Source organism: Mycobacterium sherrisii (genome assembly GCF_002102355.1).
Classification (GTDB): domain Bacteria; phylum Actinomycetota; class Actinomycetes; order Mycobacteriales; family Mycobacteriaceae; genus Mycobacterium; species Mycobacterium sherrisii.
On the sequence record NZ_LQPT01000047.1, the window covers coordinates 1 to 15,921 of the forward strand.

Genomic DNA, 15,921 nt, shown 5'->3' on the forward strand with positions numbered 1-15,921 from the left:
TGGGCGTACGCGCGCATTTTCAGTGAGGCAACGAATAACCCTTTCACGCGCATTTCTGGCGAGTCAACGCGGTCAGTAGACTCCGCTATACTCGAACGTATGTTCGATAGACTGAAAGGGTCCGCGGCGCTGGTGCGCGCGGACGATGCGACGGTGGTCGCCGCCATCACCGGGTGGGCGCGCGTCGAGGCCGCCGCGTCGGCAGCCCGGCTGGCCGCGATCGCCGAACTGGTGCGACGACGCGCGACGGGTCCCGTCGACCACGCCATGTGGTCGTGCGACAACTGGGACGCCATCGCGGCCGAAGTGGCTGCAGCGCAAGGAATCAGTCATCGGGCGGCGTCGGGCCAGATGTACTTGGCCGTCGCACTGCGGGATCGGCTGCCGCGAGTGGCGGCCCTGTTTGCCGAGGGCGCGATCAGTGCGCGACTGGCGTCGGCCATCGCCTGGCACACGGACCTGATCAAGGATCCCGACATCCTTCGACTGGTCGATGCGGAGCTGGCCAAAGATGCGGCCCGCTATGGGCCGCTGTCGGTGACCAAGACCGCTCAAGCCATCGACGCGGTGGTGGATCGTCACGATCCCGGGGCGTTACGGCGCATTCAGTCGGCCGCGCGCAGCCGCGATCTGGTGGTCGACCTGGCCAATGGCGAGTCGGGCACCGCCGCGCTGTGGGGCCGACTGTATGCCACCGACGCGGCGGCACTTGATCGACGACTGTTGGCTATGGCTCACGAGGTCTGCGAGGACGACCCGCGTACTCTCGCCCAGCGCCGCGCCGACGCGCTGGGTGCGCTAGCCGCCGGAGGTCAGCACCTCGCCTGCGGTTGCGGTAACGACGACTGCCCTGCCCGCCTGGAATGCGATGAACGGGCGTCCAACGTCGTCATTCACGTCGTCGCCGAATCGTCGTCGCTCGACGGCAAGCGCGACGCCGGACTGTCCGGTGAGGGGAAACCCGACGGCGAAGCGCCGCCGACGGCTCCGGCCAACAATCCGCCGACCGCGTTGATCGCCGGTGGCGGCACGGTGCCCGCACCCAGGATTGCCGAGCTGGTTCGGCAGGGCGCGCAGCTGCGGCCAGTGCGCTATCCAGGGAAGCGGGTCGCGGCGGAGCCGCAGTACCGACCATCCGCCGCGCTGGATGCGTTTGTCCGTTGCCGCGACCTGACCTGCCGGTTCCCCAACTGCGACCGTCCGGCGGAATTCTGCGATATCGACCATTCAATCCCCTATCCCCTCGGCCCCACCCATCCGTCGAACTTGAAGTGTTTGTGCCGAAAACATCACTTGCTCAAGACATTTTGGACGGCGTGGCGCGACGAGCAGTGGCCCGACGGCACGGTGGTCTGGACATCGCCGACCGGTCATACCTACACGACACGGCCGGGCAGTCGGCTGCTCTTCCCGTCGCTGTGCCTACCCACCGGCGAGTTGCCCGCGGTGCCCGGTCACGATAGTCGGGTCGATGGCCGCGGCGTCATGATGCCGAAGCGGCGGCGCAGCCGCGAACAAGACCGCATCCGACGTATCAACGCCGAACGTGCACTCAACGCCGCGCACGTGGCCGAGCGGAACCAACCACCGCCGTTCTAGTTCTTGGCCTTACCGTGGACGGGTGGCCAGGAACCGCGACACCGACGCCTGCCCGGGTGCACTCCAGGTGCATCAGGCCGCCGACGGTGCGCTGGTTCGGGTGCGGCTGCCCGGCGGGATGATCACCGCGCCGCAGCTGGCGGCCCTCGCCGCGGTGTCCACCACGTTCGGCTCGGGCACCTTGGAGCTGACCGTGCGGGGCAACCTGCAATTGCGGGCCATCACCGACGTGTCCGCCGCGGCGCGGGCCATTGCCGACGCCGGGCTGTTGCCCTCCGCGACTCATGAGCGCGTCCGCAATATCGTCGCCTCGCCGCTGACCGGTCGCTCCGGCGGACGTGCCGACGTACGGCCCTGGGTGAACGCACTGGACGGCGCAATCTGTGCCGACCCCACGTTGGTGGAACTGGGCGGCCGCTTCTGGTTCGGCATCGACGACGGCCGCGCCGACGTGTCCGGGTTGGGCGCCGATGTTGGGGTGCACGTCGGCGAGGATGGTTGCGCGTTGCTGCTGGCGGGCCGAGACACCGGCCTGCGGATGGCGGTAGACGACGTCGTCCCGACGCTGATCGGGGTCGCCCGCCGATTCCTGGAGATACGTGGAAAGGCTTGGCGCATCGACGAATTGGATGATGTAGCCGACCTGCTGCCCGGCGCCGATCTCGCCGCGCCCACCTTCACGCCCGTCACCAGACCGCCGGTCGGCTGGATAGTGCAGGACCGGCCCGGTCAGCAAGGCCGGGTCGCGCTGGGCGCCGCGGTACCGCTGGGCGTGCTGCCCGCACGGGTTGCGGAGTATCTCGCTGCGATCGAGGCACCGATGGTGATCACGCCGTGGCGGTCGGTGCTGGTGTGCGACCTCGACGGCGATGTCGCCGACGTGGCGCTGCGGGTGCTCGCACCGCTGGGCCTGGTGTTCGACGAGAATTCGCCGTGGCTGGACGTCAGCGCGTGCACCGGCAGCCCCGGTTGCGCGCACTCGGCCGCCGACGTGCGAGCGGACGCGGCGAACGCCGTCAGGACGGACCACGCGGCGGGGCTCGCGGCGGGGCACAGCCATTTTGTCGGCTGCGAGCGCGCCTGCGGCAGCCCGCCGACCGGTCAGGTGCTGGTCGCCACGGGTGACGGGTACCGGATGCTGCGCGATTAGGGTGAGCAGGTGCTCGACTACATCCGCGACGCGGCGGAGATTTACCGGCAGTCGTTCGCGACCATCCGCGCGGAAGCCGATCTGGCGCGATTTCCCGCCGACGTGGCGCGGGTCGTGGTCCGGTTGATCCACACCTGCGGTCAGGTCGACGTCGCCGAGCACGTCGCCTTCACCGACGACGTGGTGACGCGGACCGCCGTCGCGTTGCGGGACGGCGCTCCGGTGCTGTGCGATTCGTCGATGGTGGCCGCCGGGATCACCGCCGCGCGCCTGCCCGCGAACAACGAGGTGGTGTCGCTGGTCGCCGATCCACGCGCCCCAGAGCTGGCCGCGCGTCGGCACACCACCCGCTCGGCGGCGGGAGTCGAACTGTGGGCCGACCGACTCGGCGGCGCCGTGCTGGCGATCGGCAACGCGCCCACTGCCCTGTTCCGGCTGCTCGAGCTGGTCGACGAGGGCGCACCGGCGCCGGTGTCCGTACTCGGCGGTCCGGTCGGATTCGTCGGCTCGGCACAGTCCAAACAGGAACTCATCGACCAACCCCGCGGCATGTCGTACCTGGTAGTGCAGGGCCGCCGCGGCGGCAGCGCGATAGCCGCCGCGGCCGTCAATGCGATCGCGAGCGACACCGAATGACGATCCGGGGCACGCTGTGGGGAGTCGGGCTCGGGCCCGGCGACCCGGAGTTGGTGACCGTCAAGGCCGCCCGGGTGATCGGCGAAGCCGACGTCGTCGCGTACCACAGCGCCCGGCACGGCCGCAGCATCGCCCGCGCCATCGCGGAGCCGTATCTGCGGCCCGGCCAGCTCGAGGAACACCTCGTTTACCCGGTCACCACCGAGGCGACCGATCATCCCGGCGGCTATGCCGGCGCGATCGAGGACTTCTATGTCGAGGCCGCCGTGCGCATCGCCGCGCACCTCGAAGCCGGACGTGATGTGGCGCTGCTGGCCGAAGGCGATCCGCTGTTCTACAGCTCCTACATGCATTTACACACCCGACTGACGGAGCGGTTCGACGCCGTCATCGTCCCCGGCGTGACCTCGGTGAGTGCCGCATCGGCCGCCGTCGCGACACCCCTGGTGGCCGGCGACGAGGTGCTGTCGGTGCTGCCGGGAACCCTGCCGGTCGCCGAACTGACGCGCCGGCTCCCCGACACCGACGCCGCCGTGGTGCTGAAACTAGGACGGTCGTATCGTGCTGTGCGAGAAGCGCTTTCGGCATCGGGTCGGCTGGACGAAGCGTTTTACGTGGAGCGGGCCAGCACCACGACGCAGCGCATTGCGCCGGCTGCGGAGGTCGACGAAGACGGCGTGCCGTACTTCTCCCTGGCCATGCTGCCCGGCGGGCGGCGCGGCCAGCCGGCGAAGGTCGGGGCCGTCGCGGTCGTCGGCCTGGGCCCCGGCGACAGCGACTGGATGACACCTCAGAGCCGACGCGAGCTGGCCGGCGCGACCGACTTGATCGGCTACGGCCCCTACCTCGATCGCGTACCGGTCCGCGACGGCCAACAACGCCATCCCAGCGACAACACCGACGAGCCGGCACGCGCGCGACTGGCCTGCGCGCTCGCCGAACAGGGCCGTGCCGTGGCGGTCGTCTCGTCGGGCGATCCGGGGGTGTTCGCCATGGCCACCGCCGTGCTGGAGGAAGCCAAACAGTGGCCAGGCGTGCAGATCCGAGTGATTCCGGCGATGACGGCCGCCCAGGCCGTCGCCAGCCGAGTCGGCGCCCCGCTCGGCCACGACTACGCGGTGCTTTCGTTGTCCGACCGGCTCAAGCCGTGGGAGGTCGTCGAGGCGCGGTTGTCCGCCGCGGCCGCGGCGGATTTGGTGCTGGCCATCTACAACCCGGCCTCCAAAAGCCGGACTTGGCAGGTCGGTGCCATGCGCGACATCTTGCTGACCCATCGCGAACCGGGAACGCCGGTGGTCGTCGGCCGCAACGTATCCGGACCCGACGAGGATGTGCGGGTGGTCCGGTTGGCCGACCTCGACCCCGCCGACGTCGACATGCGCTGCCTACTGATCGTCGGGTCATCTCAAACCCAGTGGTACGCAGACGATTCCGGCGACAGGGTGTTCACGCCCCGGCGTTACCCGGCCTAATCGAGCGCGCTAGCCACGGGTCCAGCTGTTCGGCAGCATCGGCACGGCCGGACCGTCGCTGAGCCCGTCGTCGTCCAGCGTCGCCAGTCCGGCAGCCTGGCGTGCCCCGGATTTCGTTGCGGCACCGGCAAATCCGAAGAGTCCCGCCGACTGGCCGGACTCCCCCACCGACACGTCCGGCACGTCGTCGGGCCCCGCCGCGTCCTCGAGGTCCATGTACTCGTAGCGGTAGGCCTTGTCCTTGACGGTTGCCCCGCGGCGCCTGCGAGCCTTCAACCGTTGCTTTGCGGCTGCCGCGGCGGCGTCGGCGGGAGCGTCGACGTCGTCGGCAGCCGGCTGCGCGGACTTGCGGCGTGAGCGACTGCTCGCGGCGGCACGCCCGGACAAACCCGACAGACCCACCGCGTAGAGCGCGTCGGAAAGACCGGCACCGAGGCCCGTAGTGCTGGTGGGCCCGAACCCGACGGCGGGTCCGCCTCCGGCCGGCGGGGCGCCGCTCGCCGGGGCCGCGGTCGCGCTCGCCGGAGCGGGCGCGGGGGCACTGACGCTCGACGTGGTCGGAACGTTGCCGAATCCCGCGGGCGCGGGCGCGGACGGCATCGGCGTCGGAGCGGGCACCGCAGGCGCCGGCTGGACCGCCAGTGGAACCGCGGTGCCGACGGCAATCGCGGTGGCGCCCGCCGCCGCTCCGGCCGCACCGGTCGCGGCGACGATCATCATCGCAGGAACGGCGACGACGGCCAGCTGAATGGCGATCTGTAGGAACGGCCAGAAAATCATCAGGGTGTGAAAGATCGCCCAGCCCATCGCGCTGGCCAGCGCCGGCGACAGTCCCAGCTGCCCGAAAAAGGCCGCAAGACTGTTGACCCACGGCACCGGCGGGAAGGGCCAACCGCCCGGGTTGAGCCACTTCGACACCGGCCACGCGAAACCGCTCGTGTATTGCTGCAGCCACTGGGCGAGCTGATCCATCCAGGACGGATATTGCGGTGCCGCTGTGCTGGCCTGCTCGACGGTCGACGTGTTCGCCGCTGCCGTCATGATCGGTGGTGCGGGCGTGCTGGGTGGGACCGCGGCCAGCGCCGTTTCGCTGACCGCCTCATAGGCGCTCATCGTCGTCGCGGCCTGCACCCACATGCGCGCGTAGTCGGCCTCGTTGAGCGCGATCGGAATCGTGTTGATGCCGAAAAAATTGGTCGCCACCAGGGCACCGTGAATGGCGTGATTCGCGGCCAGTTCCCCCAACGTCGGCATGGCCGCCAGGGCGGCCGTGTAGGCACCGGCCGCGGTCTCGTGCATCGCGGCGGCCGTCGTGCTGTTGGCGGCGCTGGTCAGCAGCCAGCTCAGGTACGGGGCGTGCGCCGCGACGTACTGCGCAGCGGTCGGGCCTTGCCAATCGCCCGCCTGCACCGAGGCCAGCACTGCGGTGAGTTCATCAGCGGCCTCGGTGTATTCGGTGCTCAGCGCCGACCACGCCCCCGCCGCGGCCAGCAGCGGACCGGGCCCGGGACCGCTGCTCAGCAAGGTCGAGTGCACCTCCGGTGGGAATGCGAGCCAAATCGGCGCGGTCATACAGACATGCCTCCGGACGGGGTGGCTAGTGGGCTGGTCCTTAGTGGTCGTCCGGCGGCGCCGATAAGTTCCCGCCCCGTTTTGGGCCGCGTCGGGGGTCGGGTCTTTGCGCGCGGCGCAAGCATGCGCAACGATGCAGGGATGCGGTGTGACGTTGCGCGTGAGGCACTTTCCGCCCGGCTGGACGGCGAGCGCCCCCAAGTGCTCGCACAACAGGTCGATGCCCACCTGGAGTCATGCCGAGGCTGCCGCACCTGGCTGATCGGCGCGGCGGCGCAGACTCGCCGGTTCGCCTCGATGACACCGGGCGACGGACCCGATCTGGTCGGCCGCATCATGGCGAGCATCGACGACAACTCCACCCGTTCGCAGCGTTGGATGCGCGCAGTGCGGTCACGGTACCGGCGGTGGGGACTGATCGCGGTGGGTGCGTTCCAGGTCGCGATCGCGATCGCCCAAATCAGCGGCATGAACTTCGGCATGGTCTCGCACCACATGCACGGCGCGATGTCGGGCGAGCACCTGCTGCACGAGTCCACCGCATGGCTGTTGGCGTTGGGCACCGCGATGATCGCGGCCGGCATCTGGCCGGTGACCGCGATCGGCGTGGCGGCGATCGCCGGGGCGTATTCGGTGGCGCTGATGAGCTACGTGGCCGCCGACGCCCTCGACAGGCAGGTGACCGCGACGCGCGTGGCCAGTCACGTGCCGGTACTGCTCGGTCTGGCCTTCGCCGTGTTGGTGGCGCGGGACCGGACGGGCGGTCGCCGCCCGCGCGGATCCGATTTCGACGTTTTCGACACCGAGCTGCCCGACGGGCACTTCGCCGGACGGCGGCGGGGCCACCTGCGGCCGATCAACCGGTCGTCCGACCCCAAGGCGAACTCTACGACGACCGGTCGTAGACTGACCGCGTCCGCGCAACTAAGGTGGTTGGCCATGACCGCGTCCAGCGATGACGAGGCCGTTACCGAACTGGCCTTGGCAGCCGCCCGCGGCAACCAACGCGCTCTCGAGGCGTTCATCAAAGCCACTCAGCAGGACGTGTGGCGGTTCGTCACCTATCTGTCCGACGCGGGCAGCGCCGATGACCTGACGCAGGAGACCTTCCTGCGGGCAATCGGCGCGATCGAACGATTCTCGGGCCGTTCGACGGCGCGCACTTGGCTGCTGTCGATTGCCCGGCGCGTGGTCGCAGACCACATTCGCCACGTCCAAGCGCGGCCCCGCACCGCCCCCGGCGCCGATCCCGAACGGCTGTTGAACGCCGACCGCCACGCGCGCGGATTCGAGGATCTGGTCGAGGTGACGGCGATGATCGCCAACCTGACCGCCGAACAACGCGAAGCCCTGCTGCTGACCCAACTGCTGGGGCTGCCCTACGCCGACGCCGCTGCCGTCTGCGGCTGCCCGGTCGGGACGATTCGATCCCGGGTCGCCCGGGCGCGCGACGCCCTGCTGGCCGACGCCGAACGCGACGACCTGACCGGCTAGCTCACCGCGGATTAGCCAACGCCGCAACCCAATTGGCGGCTTGTTGGACCGTGCCCGCCGTTGTGACGCCGTCCGGCAACGGCGGTCTTGCCACCATGACGACCGGGATACCCAGCGTGGCGGCGGCGTCCAGCTTCGCCCGGGTCATTTCCCCGCCGCTGTTCTTGGTCACCAGTGCCTCGATCCGGTGATTACGCAGCAGGGCGAGTTCGTCGTCGTAGTGATACGGCCCCCGGGACAGCAGCACCCGATGATGCCGCGGCAGCGAGTCGGCGTCGGGATCGGTGACGGCGCGGATCAGGAACCAGGCCTCGCTGGCGGCGAAGGCCTTGATGCCCGAACGGCCGGCGGTCAGGAACACCCGTGTGTATCGATGTGCGGCAACCGCTTGTGCCGCTTCGACATCCGAGCGTACGACTTCGGCCTCGCCGGGGTCCCAGGCGGGCCGGACCAGCACCAGGTGCGGTAGGCCAAGCTGGTCGCAGGCCTCGGCAGCGTGCGCGGTCATGGTGGCCGCGAACGGATGCGTCGCGTCGACGACCGCGTCGATGCGTTCGTCTTGTAACCAGGTGCGCAATCCCGGCACACCGCCGAAGCCGCCGATGCGGACCCGCCCTACCGGCAGAGCCGGATCCGGAACCCGGCCGGCCAGCGAGTTGATCAGCTCGACGTTGGGGTGCATTGCTTTTGCGAGTGCCCGGGCCTCGGCGGTGCCGCCGAGCAACAGCACCCGCATCAGTGTTGACCCGTCGCGCGGCGCGCCGCCGAATACAGGTAGCTGTCGGTGAATCCTTCCGCGGCCAGCACAGCGCCGATGATGATGACGGCGGTCTTGGTGATGCCGACGTCGTGCATCTGCCCGGCGATGTCGGCCAGCGTGCCGCGCAGCACCGTCTCCTGCGGCCAGGTCGCGAAAGCGACTGTGGCGACCGGTGTCTCGGGCCGGCACCCACTTTCGATCAACTGCTGCACGATGGTGTCGATCTGCGCCGCGGCCAGATGCAGCACCAAGGTGCCGCCCGAACGGGCGAGGGTTGGCAGGTCTTCGCCGGGCGGCATGGCGGTCGACAGCGTCGCCACCCGGGTCAGCGTCACCGTCTGGGCTACTCCCGGCACGGTGAGCTCGCGGTTCAACGCGGCCGCGGCGGCGGCGAACGCCGGTACGCCGGGCACGATTTCGTAGCCGATGCCCAGTGCGTCGAGCCGGCGGCACTGCTCGGCCAGTGCGCTGTAGAGCGAAGGGTCACCGGAATGCAGCCGCGCCACGTCGTCACCTCGCTCGTCCGCGGCGGCGAGCTCGGCGACGATTTGGTCCAGCGTCAACGGGCCCGTGTCAACAATTTTCGCGTCGGGCGGGCAGCAGGCCAGGAGGTCCTTGGGCATGATGGAGCCGGCGTACAGACAGGTTCGGCATCGTTGCAGCAGGCGTTGGCCGCGAACCGTGATCAGGTCGGCCGCGCCGGGACCGGCGCCAATGAAGTAGACCGTCATTTGGTCACCGACCACTGGGTGACCGGATGTTGCGGGCGCCAGCCGGTGAAGGTACCCAACGGCTCGTCATGGTAGTGCTGGAACCGCCGCAGCTCGCCCCCGCGCCGCGCATATGCTTGCAGCACACGGGATTCCGATTCGGTAGTGACGGTGTTGGCGACGAGTCGGCCGCCCTTGGCCAGCCGCTCAAGGCAGGCATCGAGGAGTCCGGGGTGGGTCAGCCCGCCGCCGATGAAGATGGCGTCGGGTGTCGGGGCGCCGTCGAAGTGCTCGGGCGCCTGCGCGCGCACCTCGATGGTGACACCGAAGGCGGCGACGTTGAATTCGATGTTGGTGCGGCGCCTTTCGTCCTGCTCGAAGGCGACGGCGGTGCAGCCCGACCCGCTGCGACACCATTCCACCGCGATGCTGCCGGAGCCCGCGCCGACGTCCCACAACCGTTCGCCCGGGCGCGGCTGCAGGGCGGCCAGGGTGACCGCGCGGATGCCGTGCTTGGTGATCTGGCCGTCGTGAGCGAAGACGTCGTCGGGCAGTGGGGTGATGCGCTCGTCGGGCAGGTAGCGGACCGCGATCACGTTGAGGTCGTCGATGTCCGCTGATGCTTGGTGCGCCCACTCGTAGGCGGTACCGTCGCGGCGGCGTTCGCCCGGGCCGCCGAGCTGTTCGAGAATATTGAATTCCGAGTCACCGCGGCCGTGCGCGGCGAGCAGCGTGGCCAACGCCTTCGGCGTGGATCGGCCTTGGGACAGCACGATCGCCTGGCCGCCGCGACGGACCGCGGTGTGGGTGGGCGCGGTGACGAGGCTGATCACCTCCGTGTCGTGGACGTTCCACCCCATCCGGGCGCAGGCCAACGTCACGCACGAGACATGCGGCAAGACGTGGACATGTTGTGCGCCGTGCAGACGGATGAGGGTGCCGCCGATGCCGTGCATGAGTGGGTCGCCGCTGGCGACGACGTGGATGCGGTCGTCGACGGGTAGCGCCGCCAACGCGGGCAGCATCGGCGACGGCCATTCTCTGCGCTGGGCGCTCACCGCGTCGTCGAGCAGGTCGAGTTGGCGCTTGGCGCCGTAAATGACTGTCGCGCTGTGCAATTCGGCGCGTGACTTTTCCGAGAGTCCGGCCATTCCGTCGGCGCCGATGCCAACGACGACGATCATCGCGGCATCCTGCGCCAGATGAACTGCGGCAGCATGCGCATCACGAGCGAGGCCGGTCCCAGCGCCCAAGGGATCCAGACGGCGCGGCGGCGTTTGGCCAACGCGCGGGCGGTGGCGGCGGCCACCTGTTCGGGCGTGCTGGACAGCGGCGCCGGCGTCATGCCTTCGGTCATACGCCCGATGACGAAGCCGGGACGTGAGATGAGCAGATGCACGCCGGTGCCGTGGAGTGCGTCGGCCAGGCCGCTGGCGAAGCCGTCCAGGCCTGCCTTCGCCGAACCGTAGACGTAGTTGGCGCGACGCACACGGGTGCCGGCGATTGACGAGAAGACCACCAGTGACCCGCTGCCGGCGGTGCGCATGGCGGTGGCCAGGTGAGTGAGCATGCTGACCTGGGCGACGTAGTCGGTGCGGACGACGGCGATGGCGTGGGCCGCGTCCGTCTCGGCTCGGGCCTGATCGCCGAGGATGCCGAAGGCCAGGACCGCGGTGGCGATGGGCCCGTGCTCGGCGATGACTGCCGCAACCAGCGGACCGTGCGAGGCCAGGTCGTCTGCGTCGAACTCACGGGTATGTACCGCCTTCGCGCCAGCGGTCTTGAGCGCGGCGACCTGCTCGTCGAGCTGGTCGGCACGGCGGGGGGCCAGCACCACCGTCGCGCCGCCGGCCAGCCGCCGAGCCAGCTCGATGCCGATCTCGCTGCGACCGCCCAGAATTAGAACTGGACCAGCGCCCGTGTCGTCCACGGCTGCGATTATTACCTGCGCTAGCGTGGGCGGTGATGGCGAATACCACTACGCGGCTCACCAACGACGCTTTGGCGTTTCTGTCCGAACGCCATTTGGCGATGTTGACCACGCTTCGAGCCGACAACTCGCCACACGTGGTGGCCGTCGGATTCACCTTCGACCCCGTGACTCATATCGCACGGGTGATCACCAGCGGCGGTACGCAGAAGGCCGTCAACGCCGACCGTGGTGGGGTGGCCGTGCTGAGCCAGGTCGATGGTGCGCGCTGGATTTCGCTGGAGGGCCGGGCCAAGGTCAACAGCGATGCCGATGCCGTGCGCGACGCCGAGCTGCGCTACGCGCAGCGCTACCGCACCCCGCGGCCCAATCCCCGACGCGTGGTCATCGAAGTTCAGATCGAGCGCGTGCTCGGGTCGTCGGATCTGCTCGACCGCGGCGGGGAGTAGCAACGCCGCAGCAGCGTCTAGAACTATCGGATATCAAAGAGAGGCTTGCCGTCTACATCAAGGGCCGAAGCCTGGATCTCCTCAACTGTCGCAGTCAGGTATAGCGACAATTTTACGAGGTCCGCTGTACCAGTGATTTGATCCGTGCTGCCAATGGCGACGAGCGTGCCATCCGCGGCAACCAACGTCCGATGGTCACCGTGGTCAAATTCTCGCGTCTCGATTCTGAAACCAGGCATGAGCTCCTCCGCAGCGATTGGTACTCTCACGCGCGGCAAGTTTCGTTGACTCCTAATACTCAAACCGAATCTTCCGAAGAGGTACCGTTCGATAGTGGCCATTAGCGGAGCGGCTAGAATGAACTGCTCCGGGCCCATGCGGTCAGAATCTGTAATGATAAACAACCCGGTTTTACTTTGACCGATCAAGAGCCGAATCTCGCCTAAAGATGCCGAAAATATTGCTCGACCATGATCCGTCTTAGCGCCCGGAGTCAGCGTGTAGCCCGCGAGCTTCCCCCAGTTTTCTAGCTCCTTTGATATTTCTACGCTCTTTATCATTTCAACACGTCACCGATCTCCAGTAGTTCTTCGATGGTCATCGCTCTCCCTGCGCTGTTGAATATGCGAACCTGGATCGACCCGCCAGGTTGACCAAGACCGGGAGCAACTTCAGAAACTTCGATTTTCCAGCCCTCGGGAAGGCTCTCGAGCACGTAGGAGCGGTACGGATCGGTAAGACTGTTGACATGGAGTGCGCGTTCCTCCCACGACGCTGGTCGCCCGTCGTCCATCACTGCCAAATACTTGCCCATGTCGTTACCAACGCGATCCAATTCTCTACCGTAGTACTTGGTGAATTGCTCTATATCAGTGAATGCAACTTTGGTGCCCGGCACCGCGCCACCGTTATCGGGGAAATTCATCCATTCTTCGCCGGTTGGGCCGAGCTTATTAAAACGTTCAGCATATTGCTGGGCAGTATATGCCTCCCCATGCGCATCGCGTCCGAAAAGCGCATCCGGATCCTTGATCAGGTCCGCGACCGACGGCTTGATGTTAGCCGGGTCGGTCGGGTCACCCACGAAGTCCCAATGGTCTTGCAAGCGCTCGCCATACAGCGGATCAGTCGCTTGGTCAGGCAACCGCTCCCATCCATCACCCCGGGGCTCATGCGAATGCATGGGATCAACAGGTTCTGCGTCGCGCGGACTCACCCGACCAGGCGTGCGCGGCCCATCACCGTCAGATCGCGGTCCGCCAGTCTTTCCGTCGTGCGGGGTGGCTAGTGGGTCATGGCCACCAGGTGCACCGCCGCCGTCGCCTGGTCGACGCGAACCCTCTCCGCCCGCTGCAGGCAGGTCACTCGGGGGCGCGGGATGTGGAATCGATCCATGGGGCACGGCAGACGGGTATGCAGGCACCTGCTGTGCAGGATGCGCGGCAGACGGTGCCGTTTCAACGGGGGCGCCTCCAGCCACTTGCGGTGCGGGAAGCGAATTGGGTTCAGCTAGCGGTGAATTGGGCGGCGGCAAATGCTCGCCGACCGCGGCCGGCGGGAGCGCGGCCTCACGTAGGCCGCCAGCAGGTACTGACGCTGGCTCACGCGGACCGCCTGCTGGCATCGGAGCCAGCGAAGAATCGTGTGGAGCAACGGGTGCATTTGAGCGTCCCGGTCCTGGTAAATCGCCGGGGGCTGTCGGCGAGTGTGGCGCGGGCGCACCGGGCGGCGCGGATTCCACAGGCCTTTGCGGCGGCCCGATCGGCGCGTCCACTCGTGGAGGGCCGACCGAACGACCGCCGGGAGGAAAATCCGTCTTGGGTAGATCCAGCTTTAGGCTGTCAAGATCCTTCGTCAGGCCGGTGCCGAGTTTGCCGATCTCGCCCAGCGCACCGGTCGAAGCAGACCCTCCCAGCTCTCCCGCGCGCCCTGCCGCGCCAGCGCCTTCTGCGGCCTCTTCTGCCCCGCGTGCGGCCGCGGATCCTGCTTTCGCTCCCACGCCGGCTTCTCCAACTCCGGGGAGAAAGAACGTCGCGGCGTCGAAAACGTTCTCTCCGAATCCCAATCCCGGGCGAGCAGTACTCCAATCTTCAAGGTGCAGAAGCGATTTCCACATCTGCCAATACTCTTTGGACCCCTCGCGTGGATTCAGAATCTGGTATAGCGTGCCTGCTTTGAACTGGCTTTCCGCCATTCCTTTCCAAGTAGCTGCTGACCCTTTGGGATCAAGGATCATCCACGGCGTACTCAAATCGGCCAAGCCGAGGGCCGCCTGCGCGGCTCCTTTGACAACTCCCTCATTCGCGTTGACGAAAGTATCAAAAACGGTGGCAGCCTGGTTTCCGACTGCATCGCCGAGAAAGTGCGTGAACTGACCGCGCATGAACTTTTCCATATCGACGATCAAGCCGTCCGCGGCCTGCATCAGCACCCTGATGCCCTGCTCGAAAGCCCGTGCTTCCCGGCCCAAGTCGTGCAGCACGGCGTTGACGTCACTTGCGATCCGCTTGATTTCTTCGAACGCATCGCCATCAAGTACTGAGACCACGTCGTGCCAGATGTCAGTCAGTGACTCCAAACGGTGCAACAGATTTCGGATATCGTTTTGGGCCTTGGCGACGTGGTCGGCGAAATCGTCGAGGCTGTGGGCGATCGCCTCGCACCCAGCTCCCAACTTGACCATCGAGTCGCCGATTTGGGACAAGACGTGCATTATCTTTTCGCCCTCGGGGATCTGCTGCGTGCCGACTAGCGTCCTCGACCCGTCCAGGGCACCGCGCATCCCACCGACCGCCGCACTGAATGCGCGCCAGCACCCGGCCGCGGCATGAAGCGCCGCCACATCGCCATTGGGCCACACGTCGTCGACGAAGGATTGCACCACCGCCCACAGCAGCGGAGGTGGCTCCCCTGGGCCTAACGTCCCCGGTGGGGCGGGGGCGCCGATCTGGGCCGGTTCCGTTGGCGCACGCAAGTAGTCGGAGCTGCCGCCCAGTCGCGAGGCAGCTTCGGCCTTCGACCAGTTCGACGCGTCGACTTGGACCAGGGCGCCGTTGCGCCGACACGCATTGATCGCGGCCGTCGCGGCATTCAGCAGCGACTCCGCAATCGCTTGATACGACAGCCCGAACACCTCACCGGCGACATCCAGACCGGTGTTGGCGCCGAAACCAGCCGTCAAAATCGTCATGGCCGCTTCCAGGCCATCGCCCGCCGCAATCACGGCGCTGCCGGCGGCGAACAGCGCGTGTGGGTCGACAGCGATCGGGGCCACGCGCGAGATTCTTGCGCGGGCCGGCCGTCGGCGCTATTCACCCGCGGAACGGGGACCGCACGATCTTACTTGCTAATTGAAGAGAAGACTTTCGCCTGTATCGACGGCAGAGACGCATATCTCTTCGATTGCCGACTCGAGACCGATCGCGGTTACGAGATCCGCAGTGACGAGACTGGGAAAATTGTCGTCAACGCCCTCGGCGACGGCTATCGACCCGCAGGGTGCGGGCCGCCCAGTGAGGTAGTCACCAAACGGGATGGTGAATTGACCGGCATCACCACCCCCGTTAGCCTCGCCCTCAGCACGTCGCGAGATCCGCAGTGCCTTACGGGGATTGGGACGTCGGAAACAGAATCTGCTCGCATGTCGAAACAAACTGGAGAAGTTGCGATGTTCGTTGCCACGGTCGATGCCCAAGATGGGAAGTTGTGGGCACCCCGATGCGGCTCAGCTACATAAGCATCCCGCACTTGATCTCCGCGGCCGGCGGTGATCCATGGGCGATTAATGAGAGCCTGCAAATTGGCCGGCCGGCGCAAATATCCGACCTTGCGGAGGCCTTCCATGCTGCGGGTCGGTGCACGACCGAGTCAAGCAATGCCTTCGAGGAAGCGCGCCGCCGCTTCGAGGCGGCATGGAACCACGAGAACGGCAACAACCCGATCAACGAGTCCGCAGAAGTACAGCGGGTAGTCAAATTGCTCGGCGCGCAGTCGTTGCAACTACCCAAAATCGCGGTCGAGTTGCAGCGAATCGCGGCCGACTTGGCGGGAACGCAGCGAGGCGGCACAGCCCTTGAGGTGAGCCCGTCGTAGTGGTCCAGTTGTTATGCGACTCTGTTGCCCGAGTGTTCGGGCAGGAAGAATCGACAA

Annotated in this window: 13 protein-coding genes and 2 pseudogenes; 8 read left to right on the forward strand and 7 right to left on the reverse strand. The window is 67.4% G+C overall.

Going from position 1 to position 15,921, the window contains the following annotated elements; translation table 11 throughout:
* Positions 1-99: 99 nt before the first annotated feature.
* Genes AWC25_RS08570 through AWC25_RS08585 form a run of 4 tightly spaced genes read left to right on the forward strand, consistent with a single transcriptional unit; the run spans position 100 to position 4,857 of the window.
* A complete protein-coding gene (locus tag AWC25_RS08570; RefSeq protein ID WP_069403049.1) occupies positions 100-1,599 on the forward strand; it encodes an HNH endonuclease signature motif containing protein in 1,500 nt (499 codons plus the stop codon).
* 22 nt (positions 1,600-1,621) lie between these two features.
* Positions 1,622-2,749 carry a precorrin-3B synthase gene (gene cobG, locus AWC25_RS08575; protein ID WP_085166631.1) on the forward strand — a complete coding sequence of 376 codons (1,128 nt, stop codon included), beginning with the start codon at positions 1,622-1,624 and terminating at the stop codon, positions 2,747-2,749.
* 9 nt (positions 2,750-2,758) lie between these two features.
* Positions 2,759-3,385 (forward strand): precorrin-8X methylmutase, encoded by a 627-nt coding sequence (locus AWC25_RS08580; protein ID WP_069403051.1) that lies wholly within the window; start codon positions 2,759-2,761, stop codon positions 3,383-3,385.
* On the forward strand, positions 3,382-4,857 hold the full coding sequence (locus AWC25_RS08585) for a precorrin-2 C(20)-methyltransferase (RefSeq protein WP_085166632.1): 1,476 nt from the start codon (positions 3,382-3,384) through the stop codon (positions 4,855-4,857). Before AWC25_RS08580 ends, AWC25_RS08585 begins: the two co-directional genes overlap by 4 nt.
* Before the next feature lie 9 nt (positions 4,858-4,866).
* Here AWC25_RS08585 and AWC25_RS08590 read toward each other — a convergent pair whose 3' ends face one another.
* Entirely contained in the window at positions 4,867-6,429 is a 1,563-nt protein-coding gene (locus AWC25_RS08590; protein WP_069403053.1) for a PPE family protein, read from the reverse strand.
* Positions 6,430-6,570: 141 nt separating this feature from the next.
* On the opposite strand from AWC25_RS08590, the pseudogene AWC25_RS27325 reads away from it, so the two are divergent.
* Both AWC25_RS27325 and sigC read left to right on the forward strand, forming a co-directional pair.
* Positions 6,571-7,197, forward strand: a pseudogene (locus AWC25_RS27325) (DUF2275 domain-containing protein); the annotation flags it as partial.
* Positions 7,198-7,368: 171 nt separating this feature from the next.
* Entirely contained in the window at positions 7,369-7,923 is a 555-nt protein-coding gene (sigC, locus tag AWC25_RS27330; RefSeq protein ID WP_232327408.1) for an RNA polymerase sigma factor SigC, read from the forward strand.
* A 1-nt stretch (position 7,924) separates the two neighbouring features.
* Here sigC and AWC25_RS08600 read toward each other — a convergent pair whose 3' ends face one another.
* The 4 genes from AWC25_RS08600 to dprE2 are packed head-to-tail and all read right to left on the reverse strand — an operon-like array spanning position 7,925 to position 11,323.
* Complete coding sequence (locus AWC25_RS08600) at positions 7,925-8,659, reverse strand: cobalt-precorrin-6A reductase (protein WP_069403062.1); 735 nt, start codon at positions 8,657-8,659, stop codon at positions 7,925-7,927.
* Positions 8,659-9,414: a precorrin-4 C(11)-methyltransferase gene (gene cobM / locus AWC25_RS08605; RefSeq protein WP_069403061.1), complete on the reverse strand. Its 756-nt coding sequence runs from the start codon at positions 9,412-9,414 to the stop codon at positions 8,659-8,661. The genes AWC25_RS08600 and cobM overlap by 1 nt, the downstream gene beginning before the upstream one ends.
* Positions 9,411-10,577, reverse strand: coding sequence for a bifunctional cobalt-precorrin-7 (C(5))-methyltransferase/cobalt-precorrin-6B (C(15))-methyltransferase (locus AWC25_RS08610; RefSeq protein ID WP_069403060.1), 1,167 nt, complete (start codon positions 10,575-10,577; stop codon positions 9,411-9,413). The genes cobM and AWC25_RS08610 overlap by 4 nt, the downstream gene beginning before the upstream one ends.
* The gene (gene dprE2 / locus AWC25_RS08615) at positions 10,574-11,323 is read right to left on the reverse strand and encodes a decaprenylphospho-beta-D-erythro-pentofuranosid-2-ulose 2-reductase (protein WP_085166634.1); all 750 of its coding nucleotides are present in this window, start codon (positions 11,321-11,323) and stop codon (positions 10,574-10,576) included. Before dprE2 ends, AWC25_RS08610 begins: the two co-directional genes overlap by 4 nt.
* Before the next feature lie 35 nt (positions 11,324-11,358).
* On the opposite strand from dprE2, the gene AWC25_RS08620 reads away from it, so the two are divergent.
* Positions 11,359-11,772: a F420-dependent biliverdin reductase gene (locus AWC25_RS08620; RefSeq protein WP_069403058.1), complete on the forward strand. Its 414-nt coding sequence runs from the start codon at positions 11,359-11,361 to the stop codon at positions 11,770-11,772.
* Positions 11,773-11,795: 23 nt separating this feature from the next.
* Here AWC25_RS08620 and AWC25_RS08625 read toward each other — a convergent pair whose 3' ends face one another.
* On the reverse strand, positions 11,796-12,332 hold the full coding sequence (locus tag AWC25_RS08625) for a TNT antitoxin family protein (protein WP_085166635.1): 537 nt from the start codon (positions 12,330-12,332) through the stop codon (positions 11,796-11,798).
* On the reverse strand, positions 12,329-15,046 hold the full coding sequence (locus AWC25_RS08630) for a glycohydrolase toxin TNT-related protein (RefSeq protein WP_085166636.1): 2,718 nt from the start codon (positions 15,044-15,046) through the stop codon (positions 12,329-12,331). Before AWC25_RS08630 ends, AWC25_RS08625 begins: the two co-directional genes overlap by 4 nt.
* Positions 15,047-15,489: 443 nt before the next feature.
* Here AWC25_RS08630 and AWC25_RS08635 point away from each other — a divergent pair.
* Positions 15,490-15,837: pseudogene (locus AWC25_RS08635) on the forward strand (putative alpha/beta hydrolase); the annotation flags it as partial.
* Between the last annotated feature and the right edge of the window lie 84 nt (positions 15,838-15,921).

Excerpts from the sequence above, each read along its gene's own strand:
- AWC25_RS08625 (WP_085166635.1), bottom strand. The coding sequence starts at position 12,332 with ATGATAAAGAGCGTAGAAATATCAAAGGAGCTAGAAAACTGGGGGAAG.
- AWC25_RS08610 (WP_069403060.1), bottom strand. The coding sequence starts at position 10,577 with ATGATCGTCGTCGTTGGCATCGGCGCCGACGGAATGGCCGGACTCTCG.
- AWC25_RS08600 (WP_069403062.1), bottom strand. The coding sequence starts at position 8,659 with ATGCGGGTGCTGTTGCTCGGCGGCACCGCCGAGGCCCGGGCACTCGCA.
- AWC25_RS08620 (WP_069403058.1), top strand. The coding sequence starts at position 11,359 with ATGGCGAATACCACTACGCGGCTCACCAACGACGCTTTGGCGTTTCTG.
- cobM (WP_069403061.1), bottom strand. The coding sequence starts at position 9,414 with ATGACGGTCTACTTCATTGGCGCCGGTCCCGGCGCGGCCGACCTGATC.
- AWC25_RS08570 (WP_069403049.1), top strand. The coding sequence starts at position 100 with ATGTTCGATAGACTGAAAGGGTCCGCGGCGCTGGTGCGCGCGGACGAT.
- sigC (WP_232327408.1), top strand. The coding sequence starts at position 7,369 with ATGACCGCGTCCAGCGATGACGAGGCCGTTACCGAACTGGCCTTGGCA.
- AWC25_RS08585 (WP_085166632.1), top strand. The coding sequence starts at position 3,382 with ATGACGATCCGGGGCACGCTGTGGGGAGTCGGGCTCGGGCCCGGCGAC.
- AWC25_RS08590 (WP_069403053.1), bottom strand. The coding sequence starts at position 6,429 with ATGACCGCGCCGATTTGGCTCGCATTCCCACCGGAGGTGCACTCGACC.